This is a genomic window from Pseudochrobactrum saccharolyticum, assembly GCF_008801715.1.
Taxonomy (GTDB): Bacteria; Pseudomonadota; Alphaproteobacteria; order Rhizobiales; family Rhizobiaceae; genus Pseudochrobactrum; species Pseudochrobactrum saccharolyticum.
Window position 1 is genome coordinate 464,920 of the sequence record NZ_VZPG01000001.1, and the last position, 18,040, is coordinate 482,959.

Below are 18,040 nucleotides of genomic sequence, written 5' to 3' on the forward strand. Positions count from 1 at the left end.
TTTACTTCGCCTGCCTGCTTAGTTCCTGCAAGCGATCCTCAGCCTGTTCAGCCAGAATACGCTTCACTTCCGCAACCAGATCAGCTTCCTTGACAGTGATCTGCGCCGGACGGCTGGCGCGCCATTCCTCATTGCTTTCGATCTCACCGGAAAGACGTTTACCCTCGATCAAATCCTTAATCTGGATTTCGCCATTGGCACGTTCATCACCGCCCTGAATAATCGCAAGCGGCGCATTGCGGCGGTCTGCATATTTCAGCTGATTACCGAATTTCTTCCAGTTGCCCTGATACATCTCAGCTCGGATACCGGCATCGCGCAGATCCTGTGTGAATTTCTGGTAGCGGCCAAGGTTTTCGGCATCACCGTCCATCACTGTAATGACGACCGGTGCCATTGCATCTTCAGTGCCGAGCTTGCCGAGGTTTTTCAACGCAGTCATCAGACGGGAAACGCCGATGGAGAAACCCGTTGCCGGAACCGGCTGACCACGGAAACGCGACACCAGACCATCGTAACGGCCACCGCCGCCAACAGAACCGAAGACGACTTTTTCACCCTTTTCATTGGTGACGTCGAATTGCAGTTCGGCCTCATAAACAGGACCGGTGTAATATTCGAGACCACGCACAACGGACGGATCAATTTTGACGCGGCCGGCATAGCCGCCTGCATCAAATAAAATCTGCATCTGTGCGAGTTCTTCAACGCCTTCTGTGCCGCGGGCATTGCCTTCAACAACAGCACGCAAATTTGCGATGGTCTGCTGACCATCTTCCGCACCCGCAGCAGTAAAGTCGAGCACTTTGGCAATTGCCGCGGCATCCAGTCCTGCACCTTTGGTAAAGTCGCCGGATTCATCACGGCGGCCCTCACCGAGCAGCAGTTTCACGCCCTCTTCGCCAAATTTGTCGAGCTTGTCGATGGCACGCAGCACATTGAGGCGGCGTCCGGCATTATCATCACCGGCCAGACCAATCGCCTCCAGAACACCGTCGAGAACCTTACGATTATTAACGCGGATCATATAATCACCGCGCTGAATGCCGAGACGCTCCAGCGTATCCGCTGCCATCATGCACATTTCCGCATCGGCAGACACGCCCGGTGCACCAACAGTATCCGCATCAAACTGCATGAACTGGCGGAAACGGCCAGGGCCCGGCTTTTCATTGCGGAATACCCAGCCATTGCGATAGGTGCGGAATGGTAGCTGAATTTCATTGAAGTTTTCAGCCACATGACGCGCCAGCGGCGCAGTCAGATCATAGCGCAGCGACAACCATTGTTCATCATCATCCTGAAGCGAGAACACGCCCTCATTCGGACGATCCTGATCCGGCAGGAATTTGCCCAGCGCATCAGTATATTCAACAAGCGGCGTTTCAATCGGATCAAAACCGTAACGCTCATAAACCTCACGGATTGTCGCCAGCATTTTCTCAGCAGCACGCAGATCATGAGGCTCACGGTCCACAAAGCCGCGCGGCAACCGCGCTTTCATCTTCTCCGCTTTATTTGCCATGATACTGATCCGCTAAACTTGAGTTATCTTGAAGATTAAATGCCTTAATATCCTTGAAAGGCGCGTATGTTTCCTAACCGATCAGTTTGCATGCGGCAAGAGCAAGATCCGCGCAGAAACATATTATGCTGGCCGCACAAAATCCTGCCGCAAGCGCTCAATCACCGGGCGGCAATAGCAGCCCTCCAGATGATCATTCACCAGTCCCATCGCCTGCATAAAAGCATAGACTGTCGTCGGGCCGACAAATGACCAGCCGTGCTTCTTCAGATCCTTGCTGATACGGGTAGAAATCTCGGTTAAAGGGTTCGCTTTATAGGCCGCCAGATCAAACCGTGCCGGCCGGTCTTTCGGCTGCGGCTCAAAGCTCCAGAAATAAGCGGCCAGCGAGCCCTTCTCGGCAATCAGATCAATCGCACGACCTGCATTATTAATCGCTGATTTGATCTTGCCGCGGTGGCGTACAATGCCCTTATCCTGCATCAGACGCTCAACATCTTCCTCAGTAAACTGCGTCATTTTATGAAAATCGAACTCTGCAAAAGCACGGCGAAAATTTTCACGCTTACGCAGAATTGTCAGCCATGACAGGCCGGACTGAAAGCCCTCCAGACAGATTTTCTCGAAAAGACGACGATCATTATCAACCGGAAATCCCCATTCCGTATCATGGTAAAGCAGATAATCCGGCAAACCGCCATGCCAACCACAGCGCACACGCCCGTCTTCCCCCAAATGCAATCCTGCTTCCAGAACCGGTATATCCTGCACCATTTTTCACCCGTACCATCTCTGCCCAAACCAACGAGTCTCTCTATAGCATATTTCATTTGACATGGAACAAAAAAAGAACATATCTTCTGTTTCAAGACAGAAAGCAACCGCGAAACCCAACTCAGAATATTTACCTGCTGATAACCAAAAGAGAAAGTTTTCACCGCATTTGCGCATCCGCAAGGCAGTGATTCACCTTTTCAAAAGGGTCAGGCATCACAGTCGAAGCAAAGGAATCTGCATGTCTCGCCTGCTGAACAGTGCATCACAGTTTCAGGCATGACTTCAACACAGGACGATCTGATGAAACCACGTCATCTGCTGCTGATCGCATCCATTGCTGCTTTTGCCCTGTCCGCCATTTCAGCTGGCGGAGCATTTGCCAATGACCGTTATGCCACACCGCCGCCTCTGGTTCTCAGCCCTGATCTGAGTGCGCCCTGGGTCACTCAATTGCAGCCGCAGCGTTATGCCACCCAGCTTGCGCCATCAAAGCCGCGTATCTACCGCAATAGCGGATCACAAGGCATTCAGGCACCGGCGCAACGCTCCGCTACACGCCAGCAAGCACGCACAAAGCAGGATAAAGCCCTGCAACGGAATACAACCTATCAGCAGGGTTCATTCATCCGCACCAGCGCGACAGCACCGCAAAATCCTGCAAAGGCTGCGGGCGGTATGAACCCGATCTATTTGCCGCAGGAAGTTGATTACTCAGCCTCCCATAAGTCCGGAACAATCGTGATCGATACGAAAAACAAGTTTCTGTATCTTGTCGGAGATAATGGCAAAGCCCGCCGCTACGGCGTAGGTGTCGGTAAAGAAGGTTTCAGCTGGAAAGGTACAGAAACCGTGAGCCGCAAGGCCGAATGGCCGACATGGCATCCGCCGAAAGAAATGATTGCCCGCGAGCGCAAGAAAGGCCGCATTCTTCCTGTCCGTATGGAAGGCGGCATTGCCAATCCGCTCGGCGCACGTGCGCTGTATTTAGGCAATACGCTCTATCGTATTCACGGCACCAATGCGCCATCTACCATCGGGCGTGCAGTATCCTCCGGCTGCATTCGCATGCGCAATCAGGATGTGGAAGACCTCTACGAACGGGTGCCGGTGGGCACGAAAGTCGTCGTTCTCTGAGTCTACCCTGAAGAGCAGAATAGGATTTCTGTTTAAACGCCTCACAACCAAAAGCCCTGCATCAGACACTGATGCAGGGCTTTTCTATTCATCGCATGGCAAGCTGCGGTTTTATTCACATATCGCCACCGGCAGCCTGTCGAGCATTGCACACGCAAAAAGGAATCTGTCCGGCAACAGACAGGCTTGTGAAAAACCACCCCCAAGAATTTATCGCTTTTGACATAAGCCGGTCTTGCAAAAACTGTAAGAACTGATTCAAGATTGCGTTCTGCAAAGTGCTTCGCCGGTTTATCCCAAACAATGCGATGAAATTACCGGCGCAAAAAACAGAAAAGGAATAAGGACATGACCGTAGCTGCGATCAAACTGAACGACGGCAACTCCATTCCGCAACTGGGTTTCGGTGTATGGCAGGTCAGCGATGAAGAAGCCGTCGCCAGTGTGACAACCGCGCTTGAAACCGGCTACCGTCACATTGATACCGCCGCAATTTACAAGAATGAAAAAGGTGTCGGTCAGGCAATTCGTAATTCCGGCATCGCACGTCAGGATATTTTTCTGACAACGAAAGTCTGGAATGACGATCAGGGTTATGATTCCACCCTGAAAGCTTTTGATGCTTCGGCTGAGCGCCTCGGTACAGATTATTTTGATCTTTATCTCATTCACTGGCCAATGCCGAACAAAGATAAATTTCTTGATACATGGCGTGCACTCATCAAATTACGTGAAGAAGGCCGTGTGAAATCAATCGGCGTTTCCAATTTCCGCACAGCTGATCTGCAACGCATCCTGCGTGAAACAGATGTTGTGCCAGCCATCAACCAGATCGAGCTGCACCCTTATTTCCAGCAGGATAATCTGCGCCAGTTCCACCAGCAGCATAATATCGCTACAGAAGCATGGAGCCCGCTCGGACAGGGTAAAATTCTGGACAATCCGGTTTTGAAAGCCATTGCCGCCAATCACGGCAAATCTGTCGCTCAGGTCATTCTGCGCTGGCATCTGGATATCGGCAATGTTGTCATTCCGAAATCAGTCACCCCTGCCCGTATTAAAGAAAATTTTGAAGTCACAGATTTCAAGCTTCTGGGTATCGAGCATGACGAGATCAACAAGCTGGATGCTTCTGACGGACGTATCGGACCTGATCCGACAACCTTCGGTTAATCTGTCATTTCGAAATATATTTTTCAAAAAATTTTCTTAATTATCAAAGCACTCGTATAAATTATACGAGTGCTTTATTTTAACATGAATAAATCAACAAAAAATCTGATGGTGTCAAACTATTGATTTTATTTTTACTGAAAAATTAAATTAAAATATAAATATTTATCAAATTAATTAAATTTATAAATACAAAACGACATAAAATTAATTAACCAATACATCAAAATTGCAACTAATATTCACCACCACCCTTTTTATTACCTGCATTTTATTGCAGTATCCATTTATGGTTTTTTTCATATGATGAGTTATAAATTTCCAATAGAGAAAGGACGATTTTTTTCCGCCTGTTAATTTATTATATTTCCGGTTTTTTCTGAAATCAGATTATGAAAATTCCATGCAATTTTAAGAATTAAAACAGAGCCAAGTATAAATATATTTTATTCAATTTTTTAAGGTGAAAAATGTCAATTGTTGTCAATCTTGATGTTGTTTTAGCACGTAAAAAAATCCGCTCACGCCAGCTGGCGGCCGATATAGGCATTACGAAACCCAATGTATCCCTGCTCAAATCCGGCAAAGTGCGTGGCATACGCTTTGAAACACTGGCAAAAATCTGCCGTGTCCTTGAATGCCAGCCAGGCGATATTCTTGAATATCGCGATGAGGTTCGTACCCCGCATTAATGCAACCGGCGACTGACCACATATAGGACAGTTTAAAAATCAGACACACAAAAGCCGCGCGATCAGTGACCAGCGCGGCTTTTTTATAAGAAACCAATATTTCCCGTCAGAGAAACATCAGCTGATCCTGATTATTAATGATGGAAAGACGAAATGCCGTATCCGTCATTTGCAACTGCGCTGCCGCCGGTTTCAACGGAGAGCAGGCCCAATCCGGTAAACAGGATTGCAGACAACATAAGGACGGTCAGGAGCGTGGCGCTCTTTGCGGACATGGAAACAAGTCTCCCGGAAGCGGACTAAATTCAGCATGAACCGGCACATTGCATAAAGATGCACACGGACTCAGCATTGTTGAAAGGTGCTTCCAGATATAAGCAGCCGATCTTAACAGCAATAAAACATGCGCAAGATACACGCTAAAAACACATACAAAAATCAGTTTGATTTTCATTGTGGCAGATCAGCAACTGAAACGGCTCTGTGCAGTGTAAAAACCCGATCTCACTCAATCAAATAGTAACCATAGATCTTTACGCATAAGCAAAATACGCCGCCCAAGCTCCAAATTTCCGGCTGATCCACCGCAGTGAGTCTCTGTGACAAGCGCAATGACAGTGCCACAAATGGCCACTGCATTTCCTTTACCGAGGATTTCTCCGTCTATTTTGCTGCTCTGTTTTTAACATCAAGGTTACAGCGCTCTTTATCACTTGACCTGCCAGCCTTCTCTCTGCCATCCGTAGCCGATGCGCGCAAATTACAGAATGCAACGACTGCTTATTGACCTTCCCCTGCAACCGGATCACCTCATAGAAGCTCCGGCTGATATGGCACATTACCTGCTCAATGTTCTGCGCATGCGGGACGGCGATAAGATTTTGCTGTTCAACGGGCGGGATGGTGAATGGCTCGCACATATAGAGCAAACGGGCAAAAAACGCGTCTCTCTGCACCCTGCCGAGCAGACACGTCCACAGCCGCTGGCATCTGATTTTCATTATTGTTTTGCCCCGCTGAAAACCGGCCGCATGGATTATATTATACAGAAAGCCGTGGAAATGGGCGCTTCCGTCTTACAGCCGGTTATCACCCAGCATTGCCAGATGCCCAAGCTCAACAGCGAGCGGATGCAGGCTAATATGCGTGAAGCCGCAGAACAATGCGGAATTCTCATCCTGCCGGAATACAGGGAGCCGTTGCGCTTTGATAAATTCATGGAGCAATGGGATGAGGCACGCGCGCTGATATTCTGTGACGAGGCTGCCGAAGGCAACAATCCTCTGCCATTATTGACCAGCCTGAAAGGCAAGCCTGCCGGTGTTTTCATTGGCCCTGAAGGCGGCTTTTCAGAAGATGAACGTCAATATTTACATAAGCAGGATTTTGTGACAGCGATTCCGCTTGGCCCCAGAATTTTACGCGCTGATACCGCTGCGGTAGCAGCCATGGCTGTGATTCAGGCAAGTATCGGCGATTGGCAGTAGTCCTGTTATTTTATCCACCACTCACTGCATAATTCCGGCAATAGCGCATTTTTTTCAGGGTTCTTCGCAACAGGACAAGGCTCAATTACGCGTCCTGTTATTATTCCAAATAATTATGCCCAATAATTCCACTTGCGTGTTGGATAAAAAAACGCCAATCACATATATGAATAGTGACAACTACAAAATAGGGTAATGCAAAGCATGGCTCGGGATACCACAGACGAAACAGCCATTTCCGGCATTGAGGAACTGGCTGAATATCTCGCAGAAGGCTGTAAGCCACAGGACAAATGGCGCATCGGCACTGAGCATGAGAAATTTCCCTATTATATCAAAGATAACAGCCCTGTTCCCTATGAGGGCACGCAAGGCATCCGCGCCATTCTGGAAGCGATGCAGCAGCGTCTTGGTTGGGATCCGATTATCGACGAAGGCAAACTGATCGGGCTGGTCAGCCCGCAGGGTCAGGGTGCAATTTCTCTGGAACCCGGCGGCCAGTTTGAGCTCTCCGGCGCACCGCTGCAGACCATTCATCAGACCTATGCGGAAGCCAGTCAGCATCTGAAAGATGTGCAGACAATTGCGGCACCGCTTGGCATCCGTTTCCTTGGTATGGGCGGCAGTCCGAAATGGACGCGTGCTGAAACGCCGGTTATGCCGAAATCCCGCTATGCCATTATGACAGCCTATATGCCTAAAGTCGGCAGTCAGGGGCTGGATATGATGTATCGCACCTCGACCATTCAGGTGAATCTCGACTTCGGTTCTGAAACGGATATGCGGCACAAGATGCAGGTCAGCATGAAACTGCAATCTGTCGCGACTGCGCTTTTTGCCTCCTCGCCATTCACGGAAGGCAAAACCAACGGCCTGCAATCATGGCGCTCAGACATCTGGCGCGACACGGATAACAGACGTGCGGGTGTCCTGCCATTCGTGTTCTCAGAGCGCTTCGGCTTTGCTGATTATGTAGACTGGGCGCTGGATGTGCCGATGTATTTCATCATGCGCGGCGGCCACTATATTGACTGCACGCATATTACATTCCGCCAGTTTCTGAACGGCGCAATGAAGGATCATCCAACTGCCGGACAGCCTAATATGGGCGACTGGGCGAACCATATTTCCACACTGTTTCCGGAAGTCCGCCTTAAGCGTTTCCTCGAAATGCGTGGTGCTGACGGTGGCCCGCTGTCCCATATTGCAGCACTTTCCGCTTTCTGGGTTGGCCTGCTCTATGATCAGGATGCACTGAATGCGGCACTGGATCTGACAAAGGACTGGGATTTCGAGCAAGTGGTTGCAATGCGTAACGCTGTGCCAGCAAGCGGCCTTGCCACGCCATTCGGCAAGGGCAAAGTCGCAGATATTGCCGCACAGGCAGTCGCAATCGCGTCTCAGGGCCTTAAGAACCGTAAAAATACGGATGAAAACGGTCGCGACGAGAGTATCTATGTTGAACCGCTGGAAGCTATTGCCAAATCAGGAAAACCATTGGCAGAGGTAATGCTGTCTCACTTTGACAGCGACTGGAACCAGTCTGTCGAGCCGGTTTTTAAAACCTATTCCTACTAGAGCGCCGTGTGCCAGACCTGGCACACAAAGGTCGCTCTAATCGCTTTCATCAATAAAGAGCGGCTGCCTGATTCAAAAATGCAGCCGCTCTTTTTATTTTTGCAAATTGCACCTGACATTGTGTCAACATACACAATGATTTCCTTAACAAAGCTGAACAGGTCTTAATAAAAGCAAACCACAATATATTAAATTTGACTTATCTTATATTTATCCAAGTAAAGATGTTGAAAAACTGCAATAAAACTATTTGCCTTCATTAAGATATTCCATATGATTACCGGAACTTAACCGGAGCATGGCATGCAGACACTACTTGACCTGGATCAGTTGCGTACATTCCTGCTGATTGCCGAAACCGGTAGCTTCACCAAAACGGCTGACAGTGTTTTCCGAACCCAGTCTGCGATTTCCATGCAGATACGTCGCCTTGAAGAGCGTATCGGCAAGCCGCTTTTTGCCCGCGAAGGGCGTCATCTCCTGCTGACACCGCATGGCGAAAAACTGCTGAATTATGCAAGGCGCCTTATTGAGCTGAACAATGAAACGGTTGCCTCATTCCGTACTGATAAAATGAAGGCCAATATACGTATCGGCCTGCCCGATATTTATCTGGAACATATGGTGCAGGATGCTTTGCAGCCGATATTCCGTGATTATCCGGCATTTGAAACCATTCTGCATTGCGAACCGACAGATGCGCTGATTGACCATATCCGCCGCGGGGCACTGGATCTTGCCCTCATCACCCATAATACGGGGCAAAAACGCTCGGAAGTCCTCAACACCAGCCGTTTTGTCTGGGCAACCTCAGCGGAAAACTCTCCGCATGAAGAGCCTGTTATACCGCTGGCAATGAACAAGACAAATTGCAGCTGGCGCAAAGTGCTGACGGATACACTCAACACGATACAGCGCGAATATCGTATCGTTTTATCCACCTCCTCCGCCCGCTCCATCCTCATGGCGGTGCGCTCCGGCAGCGCAATCTCGATTCTGCCTGACAATATGGTGGGAAGCGGCATGCGCGTGCTCAATGAGGAAGACGGTTTCCCCAAACTACCGTCCTGCGCTTTGTCACTCATTCGCGCACAGGGTATTCATGCACCCGCCATTGATCTGATCGCCGGTGCCATTAAAACCAGTTTCCGAAAACCGATCCGCTTTTCAGAATAATCAAATCCATTTCCGGCAAAACTGTCTTCAGAACGCATTTGGGACTGATTGAATCAGATCGATGCTTTAACTCTTTATTGTAACGCGTATCTTATCCGAAAACCGTTTCACGCTGGACAACAGCAAAGTCTCTTGACCGCCAAGCCCATAAAATGGCCAATAGAGTCATGAGTTTTTTTCCAGATTCGCCCGACCGTCAGACAGAAAATAACGCGACCAATGTTGCGGAATATTCTGTATCGGAAATATCCGGTGCGCTGAAACGTACTGTTGAGGATACGTTCAGCCATGTGCGGGTGCGCGGTGAAATCTCCGGTTATCGCGGTCCGCATTCTTCTGGCCACGCTTATTTCGCCCTCAAGGATGAGCGTGCGCGGATTGAGGCTGTGATCTGGCGCGGCTCCATGAGCCGCATTAAATTCCGTCCGGAAGAAGGTATGGAAGTGATTGCCACCGGCAAACTCACGACCTATCCGGGTTCATCCAAATACCAGATCGTGATTGAGCAGATGGAGCCTGCCGGTGCCGGTGCACTGATGGCTTTGCTCGAAGAGCGTAAACAGCGGCTGGCACGTGAAGGGCTGTTTGATGCAGACCGCAAGCAATTGCTGCCGTTCATGCCCCGCACAATCGGCGTCATCACCTCTCCGACCGGTGCGGTAATCCGCGATATTATTCACCGGATTACCGACCGATTTCCTCTGCATGTACTGGTCTGGCCGGTTCGTGTGCAGGGCGAGACAACCGGAGAGGAAGTTTCCCGTGCCGTTGCCGGTTTCAACTCAGCCTATTTCGGCGAAGTACTGCCCCGACCGGATGTGCTGATTGTTGCCCGTGGCGGCGGCAGTCTGGAAGATCTCTGGGGCTTCAATGATGAGAATGTGGTACGCGCCGTTGCGGCCTCCGATATTCCGGTTATCTCAGCCGTGGGGCACGAAACCGACTGGACACTGATAGACCTCGCGGCAGATATGCGCGCCCCGACACCAACCGGCGCAGCAGAAATGGCCGTGCCGGTTCGGACAGATTTACAAGCGCAGCTTGCGTCTTACAGTGCACGACTGGCATCAGCTATGACACGTCTGATCGACAGGCGACGTGAATCCTATCGCGCTTTGCAAAGGGCATTGCCGTCGACCGATCAGTTGCTTGCCTTGCCGAGACGCCGCTTTGATGAAGCAGGCTCCAGACTGGGCCGCGCGCTGCTGGTCAGCACAGAGCAAAAACGTGCGCGTTTTGATGGTCTGAAGCGCCACCTCTCCCCGCGCCTGCTCAATCAGCAGATCAGAGAGCGCCGCTTGCAGTTGCAACAGCTCAATCAGCGCCTGCCGAGAGGCCTGTCTCTCAAAGCGCAAAACAGCCGCAACTTGCTGCGACAGACATCATCAAGACTGACCGGCGAGCTGATCCTGCGCCGCTCCCGTCAATGGGCGCTCAATATTGCCAATCTGCAACGGCGCGGCGATCAGGCCATGCGTCATAGCCTGCAGAAATACCGTACCCGCAGTCTGGAACTGTCCCGACTGATGGAAACCTTGTCCCATACAAGTGTCCTCAAACGTGGCTTTGCTATTGTGCTGAACGATCAGGGGCTGCCGGTTAAAGCAGCAGCGGCAGTGCAAACAGGCGAAAATCTGACATTGCGCTTTCATGACGGTGATCGCTCCGTCATTGCGGATGGTTCAGCGCCAGCTCCGGCAGCTCAGACTCCAAAAATGCAATCTGCCGAACCACCTGCCAAAGACAAGAAAACTAAAGCTCCGCGTGCCAAAGACAGCGGTCAGGGAACGCTTTTCTAAAATATATCCGGCAGTCTATTCAGATTTATTTTTACTATTTCGCCTGTCACTAGCGGAAGAGACACATTTCTATAGTTTTAATAGCGTAAAAAATAACATATATCTGCGACTTCAATCAGCGGGGGAGAGAAAGATTGAAGTATACAGACATTATTACAGTCTTTACATCGCTTTCCGTGCTTACGGCATGCACAACAAGTGCAACACAGACGGACAAGCCCGTAGCCAGCCAAAATCAGCCAGCATCTGCAAGCAATGATACATCAAAACCGGCCAAACTGGTTGAGACCTATACGGCACATATCAGTGATCGTGATAAGGTTGATGAAAAGGGCAAGCCCCTGAAAAATGCCCGCGATATTCTTCTTCAGGATCGTAAAAATTATTACGATTTCAATTTGCGCGATCAGGCTGACACGCCAAGCAAGGTCTTTGCCAAAAAAGAAAATCGCTGGTCTCAAGGCAAAGAATTTTCAGAAATGAAATGGGAGCCCTCGAATGCCTCTGATCCTCAGCGCGGCTACCAATGGAAAATGCGTCGCGGGGTTGAATATCAGATATTTGAGGGAAATCCGGACGTGAAAATTCAGGTCTATGACGATGGCAATATCCACGTCAATCCGAGCCGGAACTATTAAGCAAAATCATACCGGACAAAAGCGGAGCATCTCCGCTTTTGTCAAAATAAAGACAAAACTGCTCTGCCTACAGATGGGGCATCAGATCGTAATCTATTGATGTGAAAGCGGTAAATTTGGAATGGTACGGTCGAGTGGAGTTGAACCACTGACCTCAGGAGCCACAATCCTGCGCTCTAACCAACTGAGCTACGACCGCGTACCAATCCGGCAGTGAATCAATCAGGCTGCCGATAGGGGTCAGATACGTAAAATCATCGCATATTGCAAGCATATATCAAAAAAACTTTGTGAAAATATGATGCCTTACCGGATTATTGCTCAGGATTTCATTCTGCCTGCCTGAAAAACCGGAAAACCAATGCGATGCTTTTATGTTTTCATCATGATTATGCCATGTAAACCCTGTATTTACCACTAATTAACCATAATGCGCCCTGACAGATGGAACCGCAGCGGGAGATTTTTATCCGCAAGTTTCATCAGACAGCGCTTTGCTCCTTGGGGACATTAACTAATAGTTAAGAAAGTGTTTGTCAGAACCGCCCGCTTTGTGGTGATAATGCCTGTAAATTCTCTGTCGGAACCAAAATTTTCCGATAACAGACAACAGCTTAAGACAGATCAAATCAGTTATTGGTCGGGTACGGAACTAAATATATGCAACAGCATCTGGATTTCATGGAGCTGATCCCTCTTTCCGGCATCCGTGCGGCTCTCGCAAGGGGGGACGCCATGCTGGTGCTGTCGCACGACCTGCAAACTGTTCTCTGGGCAAATGACAGCGGCGCCCGTCTTCTCGGCGAGGATGCGGCAGCCGCACTTATCGGACAGGATGCAGATTTCAGTCCGCAGACACGGCGTCAGATTCTGGCTCTCGATCTTGGCACAGAGGGTGCGAAAACAATTATGCTGCGTCTGGGCGGCGGTTTGCACTCAGCCTTGCAGCAATGCACTGTAACACCGCTGACACTAGCACATGCTAATGAGCCGGTCATTCTCATGACTACGGCTGCAACAGATACAGCAAACAACATTATTCCGTCTCTGCCGCATCATCACCTGATGCAAGTGCAGGCAGACGGAACCATTCTGAACAGCGATGCGCAATTTGATGCCCTGAACATCAACAACAACACTTTGGCTGATCTGATCGTTGAAGCGCAGGATGAGGCCGATGGTATAGTCCGGCGGCGTGTGCGTGCCGGACAAGGCACCCTGCCCGCAATGATGATCCGCCTTGACGATCAGAATGAACAGGCACCTTATCTCTTTCTCGTTGAGAGAACACAGAACAGCACGGCTACAACTGCACCTGCACAGGATGCTACTGAGGCTATCGCAGTCGCTGACATAACCGAAATCACGCAAGACGAGCCGGAAATTAATGCTCCTGCGGCTGAAGAAAGCGCCCCTGCACGGTTTATCTGGAAAGTAGATGCTGATAGCCGCTTTACGGAAATCTCACCGGAATTTGCAGCAATTGTTGGCGACAATGCCGCTGATATTATCGGCCGTAAATTCTCCGATGTGGCCAAAGTTTTCGGCTTTGATAATGACGGTGTTATTGCTGCCCTGTTGAAGCAGCAGGAAACATGGTCTGGTAAAAGAATTTTCTGGCCTGTGCAGGGTACAGATCAGCGCGTTCCTGTTGATCTCGCTGCACTGCCTGCTTTTGCGCGCGATAAGGCTTTTTCCGGCTTCAGCGGTTTTGGCGTTCTCTATCCGTCTTTAACGGAGCAGGATTCTGAAGCTATTGGCATGGCGCTGATATCAGGGCCTGTCGTACCGGATGCACCTGCGCCCCAGACCGAAGATGCGAAAAGCGCATCTCTTTCCAGTGAAAAAATCATTCTGATGGAAGCACTGCGCGCCTCACAGAAGCGTCAGCAGGATACTGAGCCAGCCAGCGAGAATCTTCACGCAGATAAGGCCAATATTATTGCGGAAATCCGCCCTGCCCGTCCGGAAAACGGCCTATCGCCGACCGAGCGCAGTGCATTTCGCGAGATAGCCGACCGTCTGCGCCGTGAGGTTCTCCAGAAAACACCAAAATCTCAAATAACAGAGCAGCCTACTGCGGCAGATACCCCCGTACTTCCGCAGGCGGAGCCGGTTATTGCGGCTCCGCAGCTGCCTGTTGAAGCATCAGATATCCCTTATCCGCATGACACACAGCCTGCGAACCACAACCAGCATCACGAACAAGCCGGATCAAAACCGGCACAGGCCGATACGGCATCGCAGGAAGATGAAGACCTGCATGTGCTGAGCGGATTGCCTGTTCCGGTATTGATCCACAGTGCAGACCGGCTGCATTTTGCCAATCAGGCATTTTTTGACATGACCGGCTATAATTCGCTGGATGATCTGCGCCATGCCGGTGGCATTGACGCGCTGTTTGCCCAGTCAGACGACAGCAATCTCAGCGGCATGATCCTGTGCCTCGCCGATGGCGGACATAAGATTGTTGAAGCCCATCTCCAGTCGGTTCCATGGCAGGGTGCACGCGCTTTGATGTTGAGCCTGCTGCCAGAGCTGGTGCTGAAAGCGGATAATGATGACGATATCAGCAAGCAGCCAAGCCGGTTAAAACTGGTTGATAGCATTACAGCAGAGACTGCGCCGCAGGACAATGCCGTTCATCAGCTGCAATCAGAACTGGCATTTCAGTCTGCCGAGACAACAAAGCCAAAAACTGAAGATGCCGGAACGGCAAACCCTGTAACGGACAATCGTGCGCAGCCTGATTTTCATGCCTTGCAAACCCAGATTGATGAACTGACATCCATTCTGGATACGGCAACAGACGGCGTGGTGATTATCGGGCAGGACGGCAAAATCCGTTCGCTCAACCAATCTGCTGCGGCGCTATTCGGCTATGATATCAATGAATTATCAGGCAAGTCCTTCGCCGTTCTTTTTGCCATTGAAAGCCAGCGTGCAGCAATTGACTATATTCACGGTCTGTCCGGCGATGGTGTTGCCAGCCTGCTCAATGACGGGCGGGAAGTGATCGGCCGTGAAGCGCAGGGTCGTTTCATTCCGCTGTTTATGACTATCGGCAAACTGCCTGCCTCCAAAGGCTATTGCGCGGTGATGCGTGATATTACGCAGTGGAAACGTGCGGAAGAAGAACTGACCTCAGCGCGTCAGGAAGCCGAGCGTGCCTCAACCCATAAAACCGAGTTTCTGACGCGGATCAGTCATGAAATCCGCACACCGCTGAATGCGATTATCGGTTTCTCCGAACTGATGGCGGAAGAGAAATTCGGCCCGATCGGCAATGACCGCTATCGTGAATATCTGCGTGACATTCACCGTTCAGGCAATCATGTGCTGGCGCTCGTCAACGACCTTCTGGATATTTCCAAAATTGAAGCCGGTGCGCTTGATCTGGAATTTGAAGCTGTGGCGCTCAATGATGCGCTGGCGGAAGCTGTGGCGCTGATGCAGCCACAGGCCAATCGGGAGCGTGTGATTATCCGCTCCAGCTTCTCGGCCTTTTTACCGGATATTGTGGCAGATGCCCGTTCGATCCGTCAGGTGGCACTCAATCTTCTGTCCAATGCGATCCGCTTTACCGGTCAGGGTGGTCAGGTGATTGTTTCAACCAGCTATGAGCCGGAAGGTCATGTGGTGATGCGCGTGCGTGATACCGGCATCGGCATGAACCAGAGCGAGCTGGAACAGGCGCTGAAGCCTTTCCGGCAGGTCAGCAATCATAACAGCCAGACGCAAACCCTCAAAAATCCCGACATCAAAGACTGGCGGCAGCAAGGCACCGGCCTTGGTCTGCCTCTGACGAAAGCCATGGTGGAGGCAAACCGCGCGCAGTTCTCCATTGAATCTGCACCGGAACAGGGCACGACTGTGGAAATTACTTTTCCGCCGACCCGCGTTCTCGCGGAGTGAGGTCTAGAGCGGTTCTGGTTAATATTGAATCGATAGAACCGCTCTATCTCTTTGTGTTACGCATTATCCAACGCAAAACCGCTTCACACTTTTGCTGAAAATGCTGTAAATCATTTTCGCCTGATGTAATTTGTTACGTGATCGGAACACAATGAAGCTGATACGCCCTGTTCTGGCTGTTATCGTTATTTTAGCAATGCTGTTTGCCGGAGCACTGGCTGCTCTGCCTTATATTGTTTCAACCGATTCCATCCGGCTGCATCTGGCACAGAATATCAGCGCATGGACGGGCTACAGCGTCGAAATCCGCCAGCCGCCGCGTATGAGTTTCTTTCCGGTCTTTCGCGCTTCGCTCAGCGATGTTACTGTCAGCAAAATGGGCGACGCCAATACCCCGTTTATGGCTGCGGAACGCATTGAAGTGGAAATGTCGCCGCTTGATGCCCTGTTCGGCCGTGTTGCCTTTACGGAAACCCGTCTCATCAATGCGCATTTCGCTCTGAGTGAGCCGGTGGAAGACCTACCGCAATTTGTGAATACGCTGGCCTCATCTTCCGGCCGTCTTGGCCTTGCCATCCGGCAGGCGCGCAATGTGACAGCACGTAAAACGGACAGCGATCAGCAAAGCGACAAGCAGTTGCAAACCATGCCTTTCGGCAGGCTGGTTCTGGAAAACAGTAGTATCGGCTTCACAACCCGTAATACCGAACGTCAGGAACAAATCAGCAAGATCAATGCCAGCATCGACTGGCCGCAGACAACCAGCGCGGCAACAGTCAAAGGCAAGGCTGCCTGGCATGATGAAACCGTGGACTATAATCTGAATGTTGCGCAGCCGCTTTTGTTGCTGGCGCGCGGCATGAGCCAGATGAGCGCACAGATAACCAGCAAACCGCTGACCATCAGCTTTGACGGACGCAGTAATATTTCTGAAAACATCTTCACGGAAGGTGCGTTCAGCCTGTCCAGCCCGTCGCTCAGCGAAAGCCTGCACTGGGTGGGTCTGTCATCCGATGCCAGCTATTCTCTGCGTGCTACGGCAGATGATGCTTTCAGCATCGAGACCAATGTCAGTGCCACGCCGCTGCGCATTAAATTGTCCGACATTGTGCTCAACCTCAACAATATGCCGGCCAAAGGTGCTGCGGAAATCGGCTTCGGCAAACAGCGACCTGTGGTGACCGGCACTCTGGCTTTCCAGACTCTAAATGCCGTTTCTTTCTTTCACACCGTCACCACACTGGTCACAAAAGTCAGCGAGGATGAAGAGGCAAAAAATTACGGCGGCTATCGTTATGCCCCGCCACGCATGATTGACACGCGACTGCTGAACAGCGCCGATCTGGATATCCGCCTCTCTGCACAGAATGCCAGTATCGGCGCTGCGCAGATGACCGGCCTTGCTGCTGCTTTGCAAATTCGCGATGGTCAGGCAATTTTCGATATTGGCGATGCCAAAGCCTTTAAAGGCTCCATCCAGACCAGTATCAAACTGTCTCAAACCGAAGACGGGCAGGATAATATCGGCGTCCGCCTGAACGCGGCCAATATTGACAGTGCTGTATTTCTGACAGCTCTCGGTCTGAATGATCCGATTTTGAGTGGTCAGGGCAATCTCTCTGTGACAGCCGAAACCTCACCGCAAAGCCTGCAAAGCATGTTGCGCAATGCACGCGGACAAATCAGCTTCACCCTGAATAATGGTCGGATGCTGGGCTTTGACCTCAATGATTTCATTGTCAAAATGAAAAGTGAGGGCTTCTTTGCCCTGCAACGCCGTGACAAAGTCAGCCTTGATTTCAAGCGCCTCGATGTCAAAGCCTCGCTTGGCGATGGGGTAGCCACACTGGAAACCACCAAAGCGGAGACCATGCAGGGCGCTTTATCGCTGACCGGCATTATCCCGCTGACCGACCGCAGTCTGGCACTGTCCGGCACACTGACGCTGCCGCAACCGGCAAAAGAAGCCGCGGATACACCGGCAGATAGTGGTCAAGCAACGCCGCCTGCTCCTGTTGCTACACCGGAAACCACAGAACTGACGGTAACAGAGCCGCTCTTCCCACCGGCAGAAAATCTGCATTTCTTTGTCGGCGGCTCATGGGACAGACCGTTTATCTCACCATCGAAATAAGCAAAAAGCCGG

At 50.7% G+C, this 18,040-nt stretch carries 13 protein-coding genes and 1 tRNA gene; 10 read left to right on the plus strand and 4 right to left on the minus strand.

All coding sequences use genetic code 11. From position 1 onward, the window contains the following. Position 1 precedes the first annotated feature (1 nt). Both hisS and F7P81_RS02235 read right to left on the minus strand, forming a co-directional pair. Positions 2-1,525, minus strand: a complete 1,524-nt coding sequence (gene hisS, locus F7P81_RS02230) for a histidine--tRNA ligase (protein WP_151158399.1) — start codon at positions 1,523-1,525, stop codon at positions 2-4. A 123-nt stretch (positions 1,526-1,648) separates the two neighbouring features. Then, entirely contained in the window at positions 1,649-2,299 is a 651-nt protein-coding gene (locus F7P81_RS02235; protein WP_151158401.1) for a DNA-3-methyladenine glycosylase I, read from the minus strand. A gap of 303 nt (positions 2,300-2,602) precedes the next feature. Between F7P81_RS02235 and F7P81_RS02240 the strand changes: the two genes are divergently transcribed. The 3 genes from F7P81_RS02240 to F7P81_RS02250 all read left to right on the plus strand — a co-directional run bounded on the left by F7P81_RS02240 (position 2,603) and on the right by F7P81_RS02250 (position 5,301). Then, positions 2,603-3,436, plus strand: a complete 834-nt coding sequence (locus F7P81_RS02240) for a L,D-transpeptidase (RefSeq protein ID WP_151158947.1) — start codon at positions 2,603-2,605, stop codon at positions 3,434-3,436. A gap of 348 nt (positions 3,437-3,784) precedes the next feature. Continuing rightward, positions 3,785-4,609: an aldo/keto reductase gene (locus F7P81_RS02245; protein ID WP_022709446.1), complete on the plus strand. Its 825-nt coding sequence runs from the start codon at positions 3,785-3,787 to the stop codon at positions 4,607-4,609. A 470-nt stretch (positions 4,610-5,079) separates the two neighbouring features. Beyond that, positions 5,080-5,301, plus strand: coding sequence for a helix-turn-helix domain-containing protein (locus F7P81_RS02250; protein WP_151158404.1), 222 nt, complete (start codon positions 5,080-5,082; stop codon positions 5,299-5,301). 134 nt (positions 5,302-5,435) lie between these two features. Here F7P81_RS02250 and F7P81_RS17010 read toward each other — a convergent pair whose 3' ends face one another. Next, entirely contained in the window at positions 5,436-5,576 is a 141-nt protein-coding gene (locus F7P81_RS17010) for a hypothetical protein (protein WP_162994564.1), read from the minus strand. Positions 5,577-6,050: 474 nt separating this feature from the next. On the opposite strand from F7P81_RS17010, the gene F7P81_RS02255 reads away from it, so the two are divergent. From F7P81_RS02255 to F7P81_RS02275, 5 genes are all read left to right on the plus strand, one after another. Next, positions 6,051-6,788, plus strand: a complete 738-nt coding sequence (locus F7P81_RS02255) for a 16S rRNA (uracil(1498)-N(3))-methyltransferase (RefSeq protein WP_151158406.1) — start codon at positions 6,051-6,053, stop codon at positions 6,786-6,788. Positions 6,789-6,992: 204 nt separating this feature from the next. Next, positions 6,993-8,366, plus strand: coding sequence for a glutamate--cysteine ligase (locus F7P81_RS02260; RefSeq protein WP_151158408.1), 1,374 nt, complete (start codon positions 6,993-6,995; stop codon positions 8,364-8,366). Between the two features lie 303 nt (positions 8,367-8,669). Beyond that, entirely contained in the window at positions 8,670-9,542 is an 873-nt protein-coding gene (locus F7P81_RS02265) for a LysR family transcriptional regulator (RefSeq protein WP_022710512.1), read from the plus strand. A gap of 167 nt (positions 9,543-9,709) precedes the next feature. Next, a complete protein-coding gene (xseA, locus tag F7P81_RS02270; RefSeq protein WP_151158410.1) occupies positions 9,710-11,341 on the plus strand; it encodes an exodeoxyribonuclease VII large subunit in 1,632 nt (543 codons plus the stop codon). 134 nt (positions 11,342-11,475) lie between these two features. Next, complete coding sequence (locus F7P81_RS02275) at positions 11,476-11,979, plus strand: hypothetical protein (protein ID WP_151158412.1); 504 nt, start codon at positions 11,476-11,478, stop codon at positions 11,977-11,979. A 122-nt stretch (positions 11,980-12,101) separates the two neighbouring features. On the opposite strand, the gene F7P81_RS02280 is transcribed toward F7P81_RS02275, so the two are convergent. After that, positions 12,102-12,178: transfer RNA gene (locus F7P81_RS02280), tRNA-His, on the minus strand. Positions 12,179-12,639: 461 nt separating this feature from the next. On the opposite strand from F7P81_RS02280, the gene F7P81_RS02285 reads away from it, so the two are divergent. Together F7P81_RS02285 and F7P81_RS02290 are read left to right on the plus strand one after the other, a co-directional pair. Then, positions 12,640-15,894, plus strand: coding sequence for an ATP-binding protein (locus F7P81_RS02285; protein WP_246176017.1), 3,255 nt, complete (start codon positions 12,640-12,642; stop codon positions 15,892-15,894). A 151-nt stretch (positions 15,895-16,045) separates the two neighbouring features. Continuing rightward, complete coding sequence (locus F7P81_RS02290; protein ID WP_151158414.1) at positions 16,046-18,028, plus strand: AsmA family protein; 1,983 nt, start codon at positions 16,046-16,048, stop codon at positions 18,026-18,028. Positions 18,029-18,040: the final 12 nt, after the last annotated feature.